The organism is Adlercreutzia equolifaciens, assembly GCF_029076695.1.
Classification (GTDB): Bacteria; Actinomycetota; Coriobacteriia; order Coriobacteriales; family Eggerthellaceae; genus Adlercreutzia; species Adlercreutzia equolifaciens_A.
In genome coordinates, this window is sequence record NZ_JARFIK010000001.1 from 535,315 (window position 1) to 554,469 (window position 19,155).

Sequence of the window (19,155 nt, forward strand, 5' to 3'; positions counted from 1 at the left end):
ACACATACCAAGAGGAGGTTTCTATGAACCTACGGAAAGGTGTTGTCGGCGTGACCGTCTCGGCGGTTCTTGCAGCAGGGCTCTCTGCCGGCGTGGCCGCGGCAGATGAAAGCTACCAGCCTACTTTGCTGGGCAATGCCGACTACACAAACTATATCGACCTGCGGAACGACATTTACGTTGATGGCATGACCTACGTGGGTCCCATTTCTTCTCAGAATGCCGATCGACTGGCCGCTACGGCCGCTTTGGGCAACCAGTTTGGCAGTCAGGAAGAGGGCTCCTACGCCCTGTGCGTCATCAACAAGCTTGATCAGGCCATTACCAAGTTGGGCATCAAGGCCAGCGACGAGACGTCGTTTACCGATCTGGGCCTGGCCGCCGACATTGCCCCGGGCGATGAGGCCTGCTGGTGGTACACCCAGGAGTATCGTGACTATGCCGTCACGAACCGCTCGAACAAGGAATACGTGACCCCGGTGACCTATACCTTCCAGGCAACCTTGGCCGACGGCGCCACCGCCGAGTTCCATGATGTGAACTTGAAGGGCGTGCTGTCGCTGGCCCTGTGCTTCTCGGACACCTATGATGTGAACTTCGTGGAGCGCACGACGGTGACCAACCACACGCCCGATCCCACGGTGCTGTATGAGTACAACCGCGCTCGCGGCTTTGCCGACGACAGCGATACGAAGTACACGCCCGAAGAGTTCGCCTATCACGTCAATTCGGCAGTACGTATGGATGATCGCCAGATTACCGAGAGCCGCGGCGGCGGTTGGGACGAGAGCGTGCCGCTTTGGAGCGATGTGGCCTACGCGCCCGACTTCGGCGTGTACGTGCCGCTCTACGGCGAGCCGAGCGAGGACTACACCGACGGTACCTACGACTATCTGTTCTGGAACCCCAACCTGATTACCTGGCGTGTCTCGAACGGCGATGCCGGCACGTGGAAGCAGGCCGGTGAGGTTGAGGGCGCTGGCGAGTACGGCACCGACTCGGCTGGCGAAGTTGACTACCATCCGGGCATGGCCGAAGGCGACTGGAACTATACGGACGGAGAATAGTTACAGTTCTTTGAAGGTTTATTCTTTCTTAAGAATAAATTAACTCAAGCATGGAAAAATCGTCCAGACAGTCGAGGTTTTCCTCGGCGTGTCTGGACGATTACGTAGGGGCTGTCGTGGTACGGCAGAGCGCATGACGAAGATTGGACGGGACCGTCATGAGGGGATGCACTGTGGAGGCGCCGCGCACGGATGCCGCAGTTACCGCAGATAAGTTTGTTGAGCAGCAGAACAAGGCGCTGCCGAACAAGGTGTTGACCAGGGATAATCATCCCTCGATTCACCAAGAGGACATGACGGCGCACAAGTTGCACAATGAAATCAAACCGAAGAACATCCATAAGAGCCTGCTGGTGGCGAACACCGTTTCCATTGGCATTATTCACACCTGGCTTTTGGCGGCGCTCTTTCTTCCCGATGTGTTCGTCTTTGATCACGAGCCCTTCCTCAATGTGGCCGGGTTTCAAGAGGTGAGCTTCCTGGCTTACCTTGCTGCCATAGGATCGGGCTTTGTGTTTCGCAAAATGCCGCTGTTTCGCTGGCGGCGCCTTTGCAACGTGCTGCTCATCCTTACGCCCCTGTCCACGTGCTTGTGCTTGGCGTGCAGCGCCTTCGAGGGGCCTGCTCCCCTCGAGGAGCTGATGTTCATTCTCTCGTATCTTTTGTTCGGATCGTCGTTGGGTATGGCGTTTTCGGTCTGGGTTCGCCTGTTCGCCCATTTCTCTGAGACGGTGGCGCTGTGCATCGGCATGTCGCTGGTGGTATCGGCCGTGTTCGTGCTGGCGCTTTCGGTGATACCGGAGCCGGTGGCCGGCACGCTGATCGCATTGCTGCCGCTGGTGGTTCTGCTTACCCTGGGGCACTTTGACGCTACGGTGCAGCGTGTCGATGATCAGATTGAGCAAGCAAGCATGGAGCGCGCCGACATCATTGAGGCGCCGCGCCGTCTTTGGCTGAGTCTGGCGGCCGTGGGATTTGTTTTCGGCCTATCCTATGGGTACGTGGGCACGAGCGTTGCGAATTTGCGAAGCGCTTTGCTGGTGTGCATGGCCGTTACCGTTATCATTGGCCTGTTTATTGTGGGCCGCTATTGGCGCACGGGCCGCAATCCGGGTTACACCATCCCCTTAGCGCTGCTACTGGCCCTGGGATGCATTGGTCAGGGGCTCATTTCAATTTTCCGCGACGTGGGTCTGACGTTTTCGTTCGGTATCCTCTTCGCCGGCCAGTTGCTGTTCGGCAGCATCCTTCTCATGCAGCTGCCGCTGGTTTTCCGCAAAAAGCAATCGCTGGCCACGTTTTTCATGCTCTGGGCGGACTTTTTCGGCACGCAGTTCATCGGGGTCCTTCTGCGCCGATTGCTGCTCGGAAATGAGCAGGGCATGAGCTTCGAGGTGGTGTCGGCTGGGGCCCTGGTGCTCTCTATCGTCATCATGGCCATCGCCTTGCGCGATACCAGCGTCGCGACGGCCTGGGAATACATTCCCGTGCCAACATTCACGCGCAAGCTTTACGCCTCTGCCTGCGAAGCGGTGGGCAAGACTTACAGCCTAACGCCGCGCGAGAAGGAAATCATGATGCTGGTGGGCCGCGGGCGCAACGGTACCTTTGTCCAGGAGAAGCTGGTCATTTCCAAGAGCACGTTTCAGACGCATATGCGCAATTTGTATAAGAAGCTCGACATCCATTCCGACCAGGAGCTTATCGACGTGATCGAGAGCGAGATTCGAGCGCAGAAAGATCGCGAAGACTCCTGAGTCGAAGCGCTTCAGTGAGAGAAAAGGATAGATAGATCATGGGTACTTTGCCTTTCGGGACAGATTGGCCCCGTTTGCTTGCACTCGATACGCCGTTTGCAAAGATTGTCGGCGGAGGAGGAACGGGCAAGACCTTCGGCCTTGTCCAACGAGTGGCTGTTTTGCTGGATCAAGGAGTTTCCCCCGAGGATATTTTGCTGATCGGGCCAACGCCAGCGGCGGTCGATGCCCTGAACACGCTGCTTGATCAGAAAGGCGTAACGGAGGTGCGTGCTACGACGCTGGTGGCCTACGCCGTGGCTCTGCTTGACAGTCCGGCAGCGCGCCAGGCCACGGGACGCAGCCCACGCTTGTTGGCCGACTTCGAGGAGCGTATCCTCATGGAGGACATGAAGGTCTGCGGCCTTAAGCCAAAGCGCTTGCGCGAAATGCTCAAGTTCTTCTATCGCGAGCTCTCCGAGCTGGGAGACGAGAAAGACACCTTCATCCGCGATTCCGAAGAGGCCGATGTTTACGCTACCTTGACCGAGAACTTGCGTCTTCGCGAGGCCATGCTGCCCCAGGAGCTTTCGAATGTGGCCTGCAAGTTCGTGCGCGACCATCCTGAGGCGGCCGCGCCCTTCAAGCGCCCCTTCGTTCTGGTTGATGATTTCCAGAACCTGAATTGCGCCTCCCAATGGCTGGTCGAACTTCTGGCAACGCGCAGCCTGGTCGTAACGGGTGCGCAGAACTGCCAGGTGGCCACGGGGGAGCCCTATCCTTACCCCCAGGGCTTCATCGCCTTTGAGGGTCGTCACGAAGGCGCGGCCACCGTGTCTCTGCGCCAGGGCCTGCGCAGCCCCGAGCGCCTGGCCAGCATGGCCAACGCGCTGGCAACTGACGGGGGTCTGTGCGTTGACGAAGTGGTCGAAACCGGCACCGGGGCCCCCTGCGAGGTTCAGTTCGTGCGCTGGCCCACGCCGAATGAGGAGTTCCTCGGTTTGGCTCGCTACATCAAGCACCGTCTTGCCGACACGGATCATCTGATCCGTCCTCAGGACATTTTCGTGGCCGTGCCGAACGCGGTATGGGGCAATGCCCTGGCCAAGGTGCTACGGGCCAATGACATCAAGGCCGACGTGGTAACGAGTCGGCACGCTTTGCGCGGCGATCCGCGCGACGAGGAGCGCAGCCGTGCGCTGCAGGCCTATACGCGCCTCAATTTGGCCGCCGACGACACCGATGTGATTGCCTGGCGCAGCTGGTGCGGATTCAGCGATTACCTGACGAACTCCAACCACTGGTTCCGCCTGGAAAAGTACGCCCAGCAAAAGGACATCGGCGTGCTGGAGGCACTGGAGCAGGCCGAGGCCCTTACCGAGGACGAGCTGTTCGGCGGTGCCTCGGTGTTGGTCGACCGCTATCGCGCGGGCAAGGAATTCGTGGCCCGAGTCAAGGACAAGCAGGGCTTTGCGCTGCTCAACGCCTGTGCGCCCGTGCGGGGCGAAGAGCCGCCCCGCGAGTTCATGGATCTGGTCGAGCCGGTGGAGGGAAGCGAGAGTGCCGCTCAGCTCCTTGAGCGCGCCCGCGGGCGCTTGGAGGCGCGTTTCGCCGATACGGACGCTGTGCGCATCGGTCTCATGGATATGAGTTGCGGCCTGTCCTTCGACACCGTCATTTTCGCTGGAGCGGTAGAGGGCTTCTACCCGGCGCGCGTCACCATCGGCGTGGAGCTGGACGACGAGCGCATCGAGGAAATTCGCCGCCAGGAGCGCCGCTCGTGGTATGCGGCCATGACGAAGGCGCGTTATGCCTTCATCGTCTCCACGGTGCAGAAGGACGAGGCCAACACGGCGGCGGCTTTGGGCATGTACGCCCACCGCATCCGCATGGAGGACGGCAAGAGCATGGCCGTTCTTGCGCCCACGCCCTATCTTGACGAAATGGGCGACGAGGCCCCCGGCTTCGTCTCGACGCTGTAGAGCAAGCGACGCTTATCCCGTTCCAATTCGCCCCCACCCCTGCGGGCCCCATCTTCTCAGGAAAGATGGGGCCCTTTTTCTTGCAGTTAGCGCTAAATGTGAAAGAAATACCAGGTCAAAGCCCTCTCATACAAAATCATCGAGACTGCTTCGCACCCGCATCGAGGTCGATTTCAGGGTGTTTATGCGATTGGCCCTGCCGTTATTTGCGCGTAACTTTTTCACTGGGGAAACGGAAATGCGTTTCGGGGTTTGAGGGCAAGGGCCCGCAAGCGCCAGGGCTTTGGGCCCGAGCTCGAAGCGCAAAGGTGACGAGAGAAGAGAGGACTGCATGCTTGATCGATCTTTAAGCAGGCGCTCGTTTTTCAAAGTGGCTGCCGCAAGCGCCGGCGCTATCGCCTTGGCTGATGGCGCAAGCCAGGCTATTTTGCATGAAGACGCCTTCGCCGATGAGACGGCGGACGATGAAATCAAGGTTATCCATTCCACCTGCCGTGGCTGCGGCAAGATGGAATGCGGCAATTTGATTACGGTGAAGAACGGTCGCGTCATTCACTTGGAAGGCGACCATCGCGCCGTGGCCAGCCGTGGCAACCTGTGCGTGAAGGGACGCTCGGCCACGCAGGCCCTGTACCATCCCGATCGTATTCGCTACCCGCTTATCCGCACCACGCCCAAGGGCGAGGATCCGAAGTGGAAGCGCGTGTCCCACGACGAGGCTATCCAGTATATGGCCGACGGCTTCAACGCCGTTATCGAGAAGTACGGCCAGCACTCCATTAAGTGCCTGCACGGCACTGGGCGTATTACCACCTATGCTACCGAGGCCTATCCGACCTATCTGATTCAGACGGCCAACACCGGCTCGCCCGCCGGCATTCTGTGCAAGGGCCCGCGCTTGAGCTCGGCCGCCATGATTTGCTTCCCGGGTGCTCACTGGTGCAATCTTATCGACGGCCAGAAGGTCAACTTCCAGTGGGGCACCAATCAGGAAGTTTCCAACTACGACAATTCGTGCCGCGTGACCGTGGACGAGCATGTGCGCGCCGAGACCACCATTCAGGTAGGCCCGCGTATGCAGAACCTGGGCAAGGAAGCCGACATTTGGATCGACTTGCGTCCCGGCACTGACGACGCCGTGGCCCTGGGCCTTTTGCATCAGGCGGTGTTCAACGACAACTGTAACATCGATATGACCTTCGTGAAGAAGTGGACGAACGCTCCCTTCCTGTACTGCGAGGACATCGAGCCGTCGGGCTGGACCTGGTCGAAGTGGGGCGATCCCGAAGGCAAGCAGGAGATGGGCAGCTACCCGCTGAACATCCGCACGCGCATCCTGAAGGAGTCCGATATCGTCGAGGGCGGCGATGTGCGCAAGATGGCTGTTTGGGACACCAAGTCGAACAGCATCAAGTTCTTCGATACCCATACGTGCCTGTGGGACGGCCAGACCGAGTACCAGTACCCCGATCTCGACAAGGATTGCGTGGAATACAAGGGCGGCATTCTGGCCACCGATCCGGGCCTGCCGGTGGACATTGATCCGGCCCTCGAGGGAAGCTTCAAGGTAACCCTCAAGGACGGCAAGGAGCACACGGTAGAGCCGGTATGGGAGATGTTCAAGCGCCACTTGGAGCCCTGGACCCCCGAGCACACCTCGGAGATCACCGGCGTGGACCCGCAGAAGTTCATTGACGCGGCCGAGGCTTACTGCGAGGAGCCCGGCAAGGGCGGCATCGTGTTCAACCTGCCGCTGGAGCACGCCGGCAACTCCATCCAGACCACCATGCTGCCGCTTATTCTGTCGGCGCTGATGAACAACATCGACTCGCCCGGCGGTCAGCGCGGCTGCGAGAACATGTTCTTCACCATGGACACGTTCTTCCAGTATCACATTCCGTGGGCGAATAGCACGCTCGATCCGAAGGAGCAGGCCAAGGTGGTGGGTGGCGATCGCTTCCCGCTGACGCCGTTCTTCCAGATGGTCGGCGGCGCGGCTCTGTACCACGACCCCATTTCCGCCGCCGAGGCCATCCTCTACGACGATCCCTATCCCATCCGCGCCATGATTGCCAACTCGGGCCAGCACTTCAATTCGGGCAACGCCTGGATGAACTGGCAGGCGTTCGAGACGCTGGACTTCTTCGGCGGCTGGGAGCTGTGGCACAGCCCCACCATCGAGCTGGCCGACGTGGTTATGCCGGCGGCCCACTTCCTGGAGGTCAGCGTACTGCGCTACACCCAGGGCGGCGAGGGTGCCATTGGCGCCCAGGTGCAGGCCGTGAAGCGTCAGGGCGACGCCTCGTGGGACTCCGCGGACATTTGCTGCGAGCTGTCCAAGGCCATGGGCTACGAGTACTGGCCGACCAAGAATCGCCCGCTGCCCCAGTGGCCCGACGAGTGGATGAAGCCGTGGCCCACTGAGAAGGACATGCTGAACATGTCGGTGCTGCCCATGCGCCGCGAGCTGCCGGCCAAGATTGGCGACACGGTCATCGCGCCCCATCTGGACATTGCCGTGCCGGCTCCCGATGGCAACATCTTGCGCTGCGACGACTGGGACGAGTACGTCGAGCAGTACCAGGAGCACAGCCAGTGGAACCTCAAGGAGATCTCTCCCTTCGGTTATTACTACCGCTTCCAGTGGGGCCATTTCCGTCCGCGTGATGCCGAGGATCCGACGGCGCCCTTCGTGCCGGGCTTCAACACCCCCACGGGCAAGTTCGAGATTCTGTCGACCATTCTGGAGTCCTATCACGGCCCGAATACCCAGTGGGTGGAGGCGCCGGGTTCCTACAACGGCATCCCGGGCTATCGCGAGCCGGTGGAGTCGCCGCTTTCGAGCCCCGAGCTCTACGAGGAGTATCCCATCATCGTGACGACCGGTCGCCGCAACCCGCTGTACTTCCACAACGAGGGACGTCAGCAGCCGTGGCTGCGCGAGCTGACCCCCTGCGCCACGTTCCAGATTCATCCCGATACGGCCGCCGAGCTTGGCATCGAGCAGGGCGACTGGTGCTGGATCGAGACGAAGCGCGGACGCATTCGCCAGGTGGCCGACTTGTTCTACGGCATTCGCCCGGGCACGGTGGAGTGCGACCACCAGTGGTGGTACCCCGAGCTCTCGGCGCCGAAGCATGGTTGGGATCTGTCCAACGTCAACGTGCTGGTGAGCATGGACCACGAGTCTCAGGACCCCATTATCGGTACCTGCAACTGCCGCGGCTACCTGGCCAAGATCTACAAGGCCACGCCGGAGAACAGCCCGTTCGGCAACCCGTGTCCCTGTGATGACGACGGCACCGAGATCATCCACACCGCAACCGATCCTCGCTTGAAGGAATGGCTGCCTACCTACGAGTACGAAGTTATCTAGGCGAGAAAGGAGCTTACTCATGTCCCGTTATGCGGTTATCACCGACTTGAATCGGTGCGTATCTTGCCTGAACTGCGTCGTTGCCTGCAAAGAAGCAAACGAAGTACCCATTGGCAGCTTTTGGATCAAGATTCTGCGCGTCGGGCCGAACCCGAAGACCCCGACGTCCACTTACCCCGATGTCGAGATGTACTACCTGCCGGTCAGCTGTCAGCACTGCGAGGATCCGGCCTGCGTGCACGTGTGTCCCACCGGCGCCTCCCATAAGACGGAGAACGGCTCGGTGCAGATCGACCACGACAAGTGCATCGGCTGCCAGTTCTGCGCCATGGCGTGCCCCTACGGCGTGCGCTACCTCAACGAGGAGCAGGGCGTGGTGGAGAAGTGCACCCGCTGCTACCAGAAGACCAACGAGGGCGAGCTGCCTTCCTGCGTCATTGCCTGCGGCGGTTCGGCGCGCTTCTTTGGCGACTTGGACGCTGGCTACAACGACTTCCGTGGTCGCTTGGACGAAAACGGCAACAACATCAGCTTGCTCGACGAGTCCTACATCAAGCCGTTCTCGGACGATGATGTTCACACGCTGCCCGATTCGGGCAACGGGCCGAGCGATCGCTTCATCCTTCGCAATCGGACCTGGAGGTAACCTATGGAAATTCAGACGCCACTTGTCATCTTCACCTTGCTCCTCTGTCTGGCGAACGGCCTGATGGGCTTCCAGGGTCTCATGATGGTCCAGCGAAAGGGCGATAACCGGTTCCACCTGATCACGCTCATTGTGACGGCCGTGGTGCTGGTGGTGGGCGGCCTGGCCGTATTCACGCACCTGCAGCATTGGGAGCGTATCTTCAACGGCTTCGGCCAGATCAACTCGGGTATTACCCACGAGCTTATTCTCATTGTCGTCATGGTGGTGGCCCTGGTGGTGGCCTTCGTGATGGCTTGGAGGGGTCGCGAGGACGGCGTGGTCCCCTCCAAGGCTGTGGGGGTTGCCTTCATCATCATTGCGGTGATCGGCGGTTTCGTGACGGCTCACTCGTACGACATGTACGCACGTCCGGCCTGGAACAATCTGTTCCTGTACCTGTACTACTACGCCAGCGAGCTCATTCTGGGCGCCGCGGGTGTGTGGGTGCTGACGGCCGTGTTGAAGCAGGGCGATGACGTCAATGCCCTGTTCGGTAAGCTGACGCTGGTCATGGCGGTGCTGTACACCGTTATCACCGTTGCGGCCATGTTCGCCATCTCCACTATCGAGCCGGCAACCATCGAGGGCATTACCTTCTACACCTACGATCCCACCCATCCTGCTGTGGATCCCGCCGCGGATTTGGCGGCGGCCTGGAGCGGCGCTTCAGCCGGTCTGTTCTGGGGCGGAGCCGTGGTGGTGGGCGGCATCGTGCCCATTGTTGTGGCGGCGGTGGCAGCCTTCCGCGCGAAGCTTGCTGCCAACCCGGCGCTGCCCGTGGTGGCCCTGGTGGCCGCTCTTATCGGCAATACCTGCTACCGCATCGTGCTGTACGTAGTCGGTATCGCCTCCTACGTGTACTTCTTCTAGCCAGCCTTTTGCCTGCTCCGGAAGGAACCCCCTCCTCCTTCCGGAGCAGGTTCGGCTTCTTTGGCTTTGTTGGGGAAGGCAGACTTCTCTCCCGTCCATGAAGAAGTCTGCCCCCCTCAGCAAAGCCACTATATCGAGAGGAGATCATCATGGACAAAGATATCCGTGACTTGCTGCTTGACGACGACCTGTTCGATCCCTTTGACGACGAGGATGAGGGAGAGGCCGTCGAGGTTGTTTCGGAAGACGGATCCGACGACCTGATCGGGGCTCCCTTGGAGGAGCGCCCCCAGGAGGAAGCGCCCGCCCTGCCCCCCGAGGAGCGCATTGCCAAGCTTCTTGAGGAAGTGCCGGGACAGAAGCGCCTTATGCTGCGTTTGGTCGATTACTGCCGCGAGCCCAAAACGGGCGTCGAGATGGACGCCTACACCGAAGAGCTCCAGGAGCACTGCTACAGCGTTTACTCGCCGGTGGTGCTGCGCGAGCTGCTTGAGGGCGCCGGTGCTATCGAGTACCTGACCGATGAGGATCCCCAGGATGCGGCCGCCGAGACGGTCGCGGCGTCGGAGACGGGCGCTGCCGACGGGGAAGCGGGCGTTTTGCCGGCCGCGGCGGCGGAGGCATCTGCAGATACGGTCGACCCCTTTGCCTGCGGCGCGCTTTTGGTGCCCATTGATGAGGCGAAAGTCTGCCACGACGTGATGGTCGAGGGCGACGAGGAAGTGGTGCTCGATTTCCTGGAAGTGGAAGAGCGCCAGCCCGGCGTCTGGGTGGCGACGGCTGCCGGTTGCGCGGCCGTGGATGCGGTCGACGATGTGGCCGACACCAAAGAGCTGCTGGGAAAGGAGCCCCAGTACCTGGACATCTATCACCAGATTCTCGACTACTGCGCCGAGGAGAAATACGGACGCTCGGCCAAGGAGATCGACAACTTGGTCAATGACAGCCCGCTGCTGCAGGAGCCGCGCCGCTATTCCGGCTACTTCGTCAGTCGTCTGGAGCGCCAGGGGGCGTTGGAGTGGCAAGGAGGCTGGTGCATCACGAAGGCCGGCCAAGCGGTTATTGAGGATTACGAGGCTCAGCTGAACAAGGAGGTTTGCCATGGCTAAGGAGATCAATCTCGAGTCGGTCATGCAGGGACGATTGGCCACGTACGGGATGCTGGCCCGTCTGTATCGCGAGGAAATGGATGCGGCTAGCCTGAAGGCGATGATGGCCATGCGCTGCCCCATCAACACGGGCAATGCCGATGTGGATGCGGGCTATCGCCTGTTCCATAAGTACTTGAGCGGCGCTTGGGAGCGCACCTTGGAGGATCTGGAGCGCGACTACCTGCGCACCTTCATTGGCGCGAACACCACGGGCCATTCGGCCGCCTACCCCAACGAGTCGGTGCATACCTCGCCCGAGCGTCTGCTGATGCAGGACGCGCGCGACGAGATTCTGGCACTGTACCGGGCGGCCGGTCTTCGCAGCTTGGACAGCTGGAAGATGGGCGAGGACCACATTGCCGTCGAGCTGGAGTATATGCAGATCAAAACCTTGCGTGCCATGGAGGCTTTGAAAAAGGACGACGTGGAGACGGCGTCGGCCGAGATGCTGTGCCAGTACCACTTCATCGTCGATCACCTGCAGGGCTGGATTCCGTTTTTGGCCCAGGACATGCTGAAGTTCGCCGAGACCGATTTCTATCGCGCCTTGGCTTACCTGACGCGCGGGTTCATCGAGGTGGACAAGGACTTTCTTGAGAACGTGCTGTCCGAGGAGCTTGAGGCCGAGCGCGCAGCATAACAGCAGAAGGCGCTGAGGGAGCGCTGCCGATCCTAATGAGAGAGAGGACGGGCGATGAAAAAAGTTTCGGTCAGTCGTCGAGGGTTCATTACCGGAGCCGTCGGCGCAGGATGCATGTTGGCGCTGGGCGGGGTGGTGATGCTGCCCGAGCAGGCGCTGTGTCGACCGCCCGGAACCCGGAGCGAAAACGCGTTTGTGGGCGCCTGCGTGCGCTGCGGCAAGTGCATCGAGGTGTGCCCTAATGCTTGCATTGTGCCCGCCACCATCGAGGACGGTGTGGTGAACTTGCGCACGCCGAAGCTGGGTTTTTCCCGCTCGGCATCGCAGTTGCGAGGGGCCATGGGCTGGTGCGATCACTGCACGGAGTACAACAACGGCGTGGCGAAATGCGCCGAAGTGTGCCCGTCCGGAGCGCTGACCACTACGGACGACTCGTCGTTCGACACCATGCAGCTGGGTGTGGCGCGCATCGAGACCGATTGGTGCCTGGCGTGGATGATGAAGGGCTGCACCCTGTGCAAGAATGCCTGTCCGCAGGAGGCTATTACCTTCGACGAGCACAACCGTCCCCATGTGGACGAGTCGCTGTGCAACGGCTGTGGTAGTTGCGAGCAGGCGTGCGTGAGCCTTGAGAGCGTTTCGGTCAGCGCCGGCGGTCGAAGTGCCACCACCCGAGCCATCAACGTTGTGCCCGTGGGCGCCTAGGGGAGGTCCGTCATGAAAAAAATGAAAGCTTCGACCCTGCGCGCTTTGGTGATGGGCGTCATTCTCGTTGTCGTGGCCATCGGCTACTTCACCGCCGTGGGGATTGGCAATTTGAGCGGCTTTGGCTTCGACGTCTTCGCGTTCCTGTGCCCCTTGGGTTATCTGGAAAGCTTGCTTGCCAGCAAGATCTTTGTTCCGCGCGCGCTTATCTCGGTCATTGCGGTGGTGCTGCTCATCATCGTGCTGGGCCGCGTCTTCTGCGCCTGGATGTGCCCGATGCCGTTCTTGCAGAAAATCATTCCCGGCCTGGGGAAGAAAAGCAAGAAGGCCAAGGGCGCCAAGGACGCGGCGGCGCTGTCCGAGAACGCGCCTGCGCAGGCGGCGCCCCCGGCCGTCGGCGACGATGCAGCGCCGGCAGCTGCCGAGGCTTCAGTGGCGGTGGCCAGTGAAGCGACCTCGGTTGCGCCCGCCGCTGCGGAGCCTACGGCCCAGGAGATCGATGCCCATATCGGCGGAAAGCCGAACCGCTTCAAGTTCGACTCGCGCTACGGGGTGTTGCTGGGCGCTCTTGGCTCGGCGGCCATCTTCGGATTCCCTGTCTTCTGCCTGATCTGCCCGGTGGGCTTGACGTTCGCTGGCGTGTTTTTGGTCATGCGTCTTTTCGCATTCGGCGAGACTACCTGGGCTATCATCGCCGTGCCGTTGGTGCTGCTGCTCGAAGTGGTGTTCTTCCGCAAGTGGTGCTCGAAGATTTGCCCGCTTGGCGCGGTGATTTCCCTGATCTCGGGGGCGAACAAGACGCTGCGCCCCACGATCGACGACGGCAAGTGCCTCGACACGTCCAAGGGCATCTCGTGCCTGCGGTGCGCGAAGAGCTGCCCTGAGCACATTAATATCCGCGAACCTGAACTGTCGGAAGTCTCGCTCAACAACTGCACGAAGTGTCGCGAGTGCTCCGATCATTGTCCGACCCAGGCCATCACCTTCCCCTTCCTGCCGTCGCGCAAGGGCAAGGGCGATGCCGTTGAAAAGGAGTGAGGGCGGTGGCGAAGAAGAACTCCGTTGCCTCGCACGGCCCTTCGGTGGTGGATGACATTGCCGCTGTCGAGATGCTGGCGAGCCAGGGGCTTGCCGTGCATCCCCATCGGTGCGTGCGCGTGCGCAATCGCCATGCCTCGTGTCGGCGGTGCGCCGACGCCTGCACGTCCGGCGCCATTGCTGTGGAGGCGGGCCAGTGGCACATCGATCCCGAGCTCTGCGTAGGGTGCGGCACCTGCGCGACGGTGTGTCCCACCTGCGCGTTGGAGGCCCAGCATCCCAATGACGCCTCGCTCTTGCGTCAGGCGAAGGAGTCCGCGGCGAAAAACCAGGGCACGGCGCTGATTTGCTGCCAGAAGGCCAAGGAGCGCATCGACGGTGAAGCTGCGGCGGCAGTGGAGGTGCTGTGCTTGAGCCGCATCGAGGAGACGCTGCTGTTCTCCCTGGCGGCTGCAGGGGTGAAGCGGGTCTACGGTCTGTGCGACACGTGCGAGGACTGCCCGCGCAAGCAGGGCGTGGTCAGCATTGAGACCGTGCAGCGAACGGCAAGTCATATTTCGGAGGTCTGGGGCACCCCGCTCGACTATGTGGTGAGCCGGGACATTCCCGCCTGGGTAGCGCCAGCGGCATCCGACGAGACGGAGGCGCCCGTTGGCGTTGCGGCCAGCGCGGCGGCCGGGGGGCAGGCCGCATCTGCAGGTCAGCCAAAGCCTGAGGTTCAGGGCGGCGGTGCAGCCGAGGCGGCCGAGGTCGACATTCGTCCTGCGCATGTGCAGAAGGATGGCACGCTGCCGCACTTTGTGCCCACGCGTCGCATCAAGTTGCTGGATGCCCTGGAGCGCCTTGGCGAGCCCGTGGAAGAAGAACTCGATACGCGGCTTTGGGGCCATGTGGCCATTGACTTCAGCCGCTGCCAGTCCTGCAAGATGTGCGCGGTGTTCTGCCCCACGGGCGCCATCGTCAAGTTCCACGACGAGCATGGCATTGCGGGCATTGAGCACTATCTGGCGGAGTGCGTCCACTGCTGTTTGTGCCAGGACATCTGCCCTGCCCAGGCCATTTCCTGTGTCACCCAAGTGCCCAGCCGTCAGCTGGCCGCCCACGAGACGGAGCGGTACTACATGGCCGACCCCGACTGGATGGCCGGCCCCGACCAGATTCTCCAGCGCATGCGCGTGAAGATCGGCGGGCAGTCGGTGGAGCACAGCTACTAGAAGGTTTGCTCCGGGACGCGAGGGCGCCTGATTCTCCCATCGACATAACGCAACGACGACCACCGAAAGGTGGTCGTCGTATATAAGGGGGGTGCGGGGGTTAGCAGTGCTGCAGGTAGTCGATGATCTTGTCGTAGCGCTCTTTCAGCAGGGCCGTCTCCTCCACCGAGGGAAGCGCGTCTTGCTCGAGGGCGCCTATCATGGCGCGCACCTGCATATAGAGCTCGCTGAGGGCCAGTTGACTGCACAGCTGCTGGAAAGCGCGGGCCTTGGCCAGGGCCTCTTCCAGGGCCGGTGACCGGGTCGGGGCAGCTTCGTCGGCCTCCTCGCCGCCCTGCCGCCCTTCGCCTTCTTGCGGTTCTTCTTGGAGGTCCGAGGGAGTTTCAGTCGGTATCTCCGCCGACGTCGGGACGGCTTCCTCGCCGCCGGCACCGACAAGCGGGGGTTCGGTGGCTGCTGGCTCGCTCGCCATGGTGCCAAGCTCCTCGGCGGGGGAGCCCGTCGACCCGTTTTCGTTCGCTGCCTCCTGGGCCAGTGCCTCTTCGGCAAGAGCGGCTTCGGCGGCGCTGAGCGCTTCGAGGAATTCCTCAAGGGCGGTGCTCTCGGGCAGCTTGCGTAAAGCGCGATCGTACACGACGGAGTCGTTGCCGAAGTTGATCGTGCCGGTGCCGTAGCTGACTCCCAGCTTGAGAATGTGTCGTCTGCTGATGGCCATGAAGTGTCCTTTCCGTGTGGTGCGAGAGGGTGCTAGCCCCAAAGGAAGGGGCTGTCGATGAGCTTGCTCATGGAGTTGCGGATAGCATCGGGGCCGCCTTTTTCGCGTGTGATGTCCTTCAGGGGCGTGCGCGTGGTGGCGTTCGATGTTATGTGGGCGGTGTCGATGCCCTCCTCGATGCGGATGGCCCGCTGGGGGCAAAGCTGGCGACAGCTGTCGCAGCCCAGGCACAGGCGCGGAGTGAACAGCAGGTCCACTTGCTCGCCGCCGGCAAAGCTGCTGCTTGCCGAGGGCCCCTTGTGCCGTTTGTAGATGGGCTTGGCCGGTTTTGCGGCGCCTTCTGCGGCAACGGAGCGCGGATTGCCCGGCGCGCGGAACAGCTTGTTGCAGGCCTGGGTGGCAGCCTCGTCAATTTCCTGATGCTTGGCCAAGGCGCCGCTCGGGCAGAAGACCGCGCACATCTGGCAGCCGCTGCAGCGCTGCTCGTCGATGACCACGCGGTGCCACAGCCGTCCGGGGACGGTAGCGGCTGCAGGTTTTCCCAGATCGTTCAGCGACTGCAAAAGGCGCACGCGGCGCGCAGGGAGGCGATGGGGAAGCGTGCCGTCGTCGGTGACATGCTCGTAGGCGGGCTCCTCCTCGCCCATGCCAAGCTTGTCGTTGATCATGAGCTCGGCCGTTTGACGCGCGCTGGTGGCGGCCATGTCCTTCATGCCCAGCAAGAACTCGCGGCGCTGCAAATCGTAGGTGTCTTTCTGTCCTCGGGCGCACTGCCGCGGAAAAGTGGTGCCCAGCTTAATGCGACACGGACTGTTCCAGGCCGCCAGGAGAGCCTGGGCGCCTGTGACAACGCGGTCGATGAGCCTGCGTCCCGTGGCGTAGGCGCAGGTTTCGCATGCATCGGAGACAAGCACGATCTTGCGGGCCCCTTGGGCGGCTGCGTGCACCAAAGCGGCCTCGTCGATGCGTCCGAGGCAGGCCACTTTGACCACGGCATCGCCATCGATCTTGCCTTCGGCGCGCTCCAGCATGGAGGCGCAGGCAATCACCACCAGGCCATCGTTATGGGCCTGTACGGCCGCCATCTCCTCGATGATCTGATGATCGTCGGGATTGACGGTGGCAATGGCTCCCGTGGGGCAGGCCGTCGCGCAGCTGCCGCAGCCAATGCACTGCTCGGGATTGATCGACAGAGCGCGGTTCTCCACCTGGATACACCCCGAGACGCAGGCTTCGGCGCAGCGCCCGCACTGGACCGTGCGATTCCTCACGGCTATGCACTGGTTCGCCTTAATGCGGAAGCCCTGGTGCTCCAGGGCTTCCAGCAAAGACGCGTAGTCGGCAAGGCGCGCCATGGCTATTCGCTTTCCCCCAGGGCCTCGTTCGTCTCGTCATTGAGGGACGACCACTGGGCAAATACTTCTACCTTGGCATGATCGGGAGCGGTGTTGATAGTGATTTGGTAATCGTGGGTGCGCCCTTCCTTGATGCGCTTGGTGGAGCCGGCGTAGCCGGCCAAGATGCTGCCGTCCTCGTCTTCCAGAAGGATGCAAATGGGAGCGGTGGACACGTAGGCGCCGGTATTGTTGGTGACGCCGCCCGTGTACTCGTAGCGGTAATAGCCCTTGTCTTCTTCCTCTACCGAGGCAATGAGCAGGGGTTCCTCGTAGCCGTTGGCGTCCTGCCATACGGCAGTGCCCACGACGGCGAATTCGACGGTGGCCGGCATCTGGCCGCTGCCGCATTCGCCGGCGAATCCGACGATGCTGTCCGGGCCGATAAAGGAAATAACCTCGCTGTCCTGGGAAAGCTGAACGCCATCTTCGTCGTAGGAGGTAATTTGGACGGTGACGTCGCGTGCGATGAGGTCGGCGTTGGGGTTCTCCACTTTCAGGCCGTAGTGAATGTAGCCGTCCTTGGCCCACCAGCCGCTGTCGACAATCGATGTTTCAGTGCCTTGCTTCGAAGAGGCAATGGACACCGGCTGAGGGACGAAAGTAGACTCGTCCTCTTCCTGGAAGACCGCGTACTTGTCGTTGCTCGACGTGCCCACTACGGGCTGCGAACATCCCAGTGCGGTAAGGGCCGCCAGTGCGGCGATGCAAGCCAGCGCAAATCTCAGGCCAAAGGTGCAGAAGGAGCGATTCGCCATGACGGACTTCTTTCTCTGGGGGAATCAAGGGAACCGGTTGGGCCTGTCTTGAAGAAAGTGGAAGGAGCTAGGGAGGGGGGAAGAAGACAGACCCAACGATGAATCGAGTATAGCATCGCAGCGTTTTCCCTGCTCATGGCGGCCTTCCAAAAACAATGCGCTGATCTGCGACAACAAAAGATCAGTGAAATTATGCGAGGTGCTCCCTTACAAAAGTGATACCTTCAGGTAAGCGAAATCGGTCGCACAGAAGGGGCGCCGCGGCTATACTAAAGGTAAAGATGACAGACCAAGGAGGCGGCTCTATGTCCGACCAGCAATACGATCCCGCGCAGTCGCCCGACGCTGCGGCAACTGGCGAAAGCTTCGGAGGAAACTACGATTCTGGCTACACCCAAACGGCCGATGGCCACTATGCCCCTGGCTATGGGCAGCCCTCGGGCTACCAGCAGCAACCCTACGGCTATCAGGATCCCTATCAGGCGCAGCAGGCTTACGGTTACCAGCAGCCGGGTTATCAGCAGGCCTATCAGCAGCCCGTGGCCCCGGTGCAGGCACCGCCGCTTTATCCCATGACCGACACCGATCGCAACTTGCGCCTGGTGGCATTCATCTTCTGCATTCTGTCGTTGGTGGGGTCGTGCTGGCTTATTCTGCCGCTGGCGTGGATGATTCCCATGTGCGTCATTTCCTGGGGCATTTACAAAGGCACCAAGGCCAACACTGTGGCCTTCGACGTGTGCACGCTCATTTTCTGTTCGCTGGTAGCAGGCATTTTGCTGCTGTGCTCCAACAAGGATCGGTAGAAGCTCATAGTGCCGCGCAGGAGATAGCTGCGCAAGCGTCATGAAAAAACCGGTCGCGTAAGTAACGGGCCCTCGGTTTTCCGAGGGCCTTTTTACTCGAAAAGGGGCTTTCTTGCCTGAAGGGTGAGAGCGAAGAAGCGGCCGGGGTAGGCTGCGGGGTCGAGGTTGTCGACAGAGGGGTCCACTGGGATGCGCTCGACCACGGTGGACTGGTCAAAGCCGGCTGTGACAAGCCATGCGAGGAGCTCGAGCTCGGCGCAGGCGGCGCCGATGCTGCTTCCGGCAGCGCGGGCGGCTTCGATAGCTGCTGTGTCGTGCGGCTCCTCGGAAACGACGGCCTCCAGGATGAGCAAGCCTCCTGGCGTCAGCGCTCGGGCGCATTCCCGCAGCGCTTCGATAGGATCGTAGAGCAGCGTGATGCCGTTGTTCAGGTAGACCGCGTCGAAGGAGCCGTCTTCGATGCCGGCGTTGCGCAGGTCTTCGGGGTAAGCGGTGCGGAAGGCCAGGTTGCTTTCGCTGAGTCCGCTGCGGGCAAGGGCAGCCGCGACACCCTCCTGGGCTTGGGTCACGAAAGCCTCCCGCCAGTCGATACCGAGCACGAACCCCTCGGGACCAGCAAGTTCGCTGAGTTTGTAGGCGCCCTTGCCGCGGCGGCAGCCGATATCGAGGATGCGTTTGCCGGCAAGGTCCGTGTTGGTAAGGGCCATGCGGCAGGCACTGACGAGTCCGCCTTCGGCGGGAAGTTGCTGGTAGTAAGATGCGCGGTCCATAAGCCCTCTCTTTCCTCGGGGCGCTATGGTACCACGGGCGATTTATTCCAGGCTCGAAGCCAAATATCGCCGGCCTGCTGTATGCTCGCGTCACCTCTTCGCGGGCTCTTTGCGCGGTTCGCGTAACTTCTGAAAAACGTTGGGTATATGGACAACATATTGTGGTAATATTCGCAATCGCTAACTAGATATGGTAACTATTCCCTAGGCGATATCAGGGTTGCTAGTGGCAAAGGGTCCCCGCA

General features: G+C 61.3%; 16 protein-coding genes. 12 read left to right on the forward strand and 4 right to left on the reverse strand.

Going from position 1 to position 19,155, the window contains the following annotated elements; all coding sequences use genetic code 11:
- The first annotated feature begins 23 nt into the window (after window positions 1-23).
- The 11 genes from PZH32_RS01940 to PZH32_RS01990 all read left to right on the forward strand — a co-directional run bounded on the left by PZH32_RS01940 (window position 24) and on the right by PZH32_RS01990 (window position 14,467).
- Entirely contained in the window at window positions 24-1,067 is a 1,044-nt protein-coding gene (locus tag PZH32_RS01940) for a hypothetical protein (RefSeq protein WP_275205945.1), read from the forward strand.
- A gap of 158 nt (window positions 1,068-1,225) precedes the next feature.
- Window positions 1,226-2,824, forward strand: coding sequence for a LuxR C-terminal-related transcriptional regulator (locus PZH32_RS01945; RefSeq protein WP_275205946.1), 1,599 nt, complete (start codon window positions 1,226-1,228; stop codon window positions 2,822-2,824).
- Window positions 2,825-2,862: 38 nt separating this feature from the next.
- Window positions 2,863-4,785, forward strand: coding sequence for a UvrD-helicase domain-containing protein (locus tag PZH32_RS01950; protein WP_275205947.1), 1,923 nt, complete (start codon window positions 2,863-2,865; stop codon window positions 4,783-4,785).
- A 370-nt stretch (window positions 4,786-5,155) separates the two neighbouring features.
- On the forward strand, window positions 5,156-8,161 hold the full coding sequence (locus PZH32_RS01955; protein WP_275205948.1) for a molybdopterin-containing oxidoreductase family protein: 3,006 nt from the start codon (window positions 5,156-5,158) through the stop codon (window positions 8,159-8,161).
- A gap of 19 nt (window positions 8,162-8,180) precedes the next feature.
- The gene (locus tag PZH32_RS01960) at window positions 8,181-8,807 is read left to right on the forward strand and encodes a 4Fe-4S dicluster domain-containing protein (RefSeq protein WP_275205949.1); all 627 of its coding nucleotides are present in this window, start codon (window positions 8,181-8,183) and stop codon (window positions 8,805-8,807) included.
- 3 nt (window positions 8,808-8,810) lie between these two features.
- Complete coding sequence (locus tag PZH32_RS01965) at window positions 8,811-9,719, forward strand: DmsC/YnfH family molybdoenzyme membrane anchor subunit (protein ID WP_275205950.1); 909 nt, start codon at window positions 8,811-8,813, stop codon at window positions 9,717-9,719.
- 149 nt (window positions 9,720-9,868) lie between these two features.
- A complete protein-coding gene (locus PZH32_RS01970; protein WP_275205951.1) occupies window positions 9,869-10,828 on the forward strand; it encodes a hypothetical protein in 960 nt (319 codons plus the stop codon).
- Window positions 10,821-11,510: a TorD/DmsD family molecular chaperone gene (locus PZH32_RS01975; protein ID WP_275205952.1), complete on the forward strand. Its 690-nt coding sequence runs from the start codon at window positions 10,821-10,823 to the stop codon at window positions 11,508-11,510. Before PZH32_RS01970 ends, PZH32_RS01975 begins: the two co-directional genes overlap by 8 nt.
- Before the next feature lie 54 nt (window positions 11,511-11,564).
- Window positions 11,565-12,215, forward strand: coding sequence for a 4Fe-4S dicluster domain-containing protein (locus tag PZH32_RS01980; protein ID WP_275205953.1), 651 nt, complete (start codon window positions 11,565-11,567; stop codon window positions 12,213-12,215).
- A gap of 12 nt (window positions 12,216-12,227) precedes the next feature.
- A complete protein-coding gene (locus PZH32_RS01985; protein WP_275205954.1) occupies window positions 12,228-13,253 on the forward strand; it encodes a 4Fe-4S binding protein in 1,026 nt (341 codons plus the stop codon).
- A 5-nt stretch (window positions 13,254-13,258) separates the two neighbouring features.
- Window positions 13,259-14,467 carry a 4Fe-4S binding protein gene (locus PZH32_RS01990; protein ID WP_275205955.1) on the forward strand — a complete coding sequence of 403 codons (1,209 nt, stop codon included), beginning with the start codon at window positions 13,259-13,261 and terminating at the stop codon, window positions 14,465-14,467.
- A 100-nt stretch (window positions 14,468-14,567) separates the two neighbouring features.
- On the opposite strand, the gene PZH32_RS01995 is transcribed toward PZH32_RS01990, so the two are convergent.
- Genes PZH32_RS01995 through PZH32_RS02005 form a run of 3 tightly spaced genes read right to left on the reverse strand, consistent with a single transcriptional unit; the run spans window position 14,568 to window position 17,334 of the window.
- Window positions 14,568-15,182: a hypothetical protein gene (locus tag PZH32_RS01995; protein ID WP_275205956.1), complete on the reverse strand. Its 615-nt coding sequence runs from the start codon at window positions 15,180-15,182 to the stop codon at window positions 14,568-14,570.
- A 32-nt stretch (window positions 15,183-15,214) separates the two neighbouring features.
- Window positions 15,215-16,537, reverse strand: coding sequence for a 4Fe-4S binding protein (locus PZH32_RS02000; RefSeq protein WP_275205957.1), 1,323 nt, complete (start codon window positions 16,535-16,537; stop codon window positions 15,215-15,217).
- Window positions 16,538-16,539: 2 nt separating this feature from the next.
- On the reverse strand, window positions 16,540-17,334 hold the full coding sequence (locus tag PZH32_RS02005; RefSeq protein ID WP_275205958.1) for an FxLYD domain-containing protein: 795 nt from the start codon (window positions 17,332-17,334) through the stop codon (window positions 16,540-16,542).
- A gap of 305 nt (window positions 17,335-17,639) precedes the next feature.
- Between PZH32_RS02005 and PZH32_RS02010 the strand changes: the two genes are divergently transcribed.
- Window positions 17,640-18,140, forward strand: coding sequence for a hypothetical protein (locus PZH32_RS02010; RefSeq protein ID WP_275205959.1), 501 nt, complete (start codon window positions 17,640-17,642; stop codon window positions 18,138-18,140).
- Window positions 18,141-18,232: 92 nt separating this feature from the next.
- Here PZH32_RS02010 and PZH32_RS02015 read toward each other — a convergent pair whose 3' ends face one another.
- Window positions 18,233-18,910: a class I SAM-dependent methyltransferase gene (locus PZH32_RS02015; protein ID WP_275205960.1), complete on the reverse strand. Its 678-nt coding sequence runs from the start codon at window positions 18,908-18,910 to the stop codon at window positions 18,233-18,235.
- Window positions 18,911-19,155: the final 245 nt, after the last annotated feature.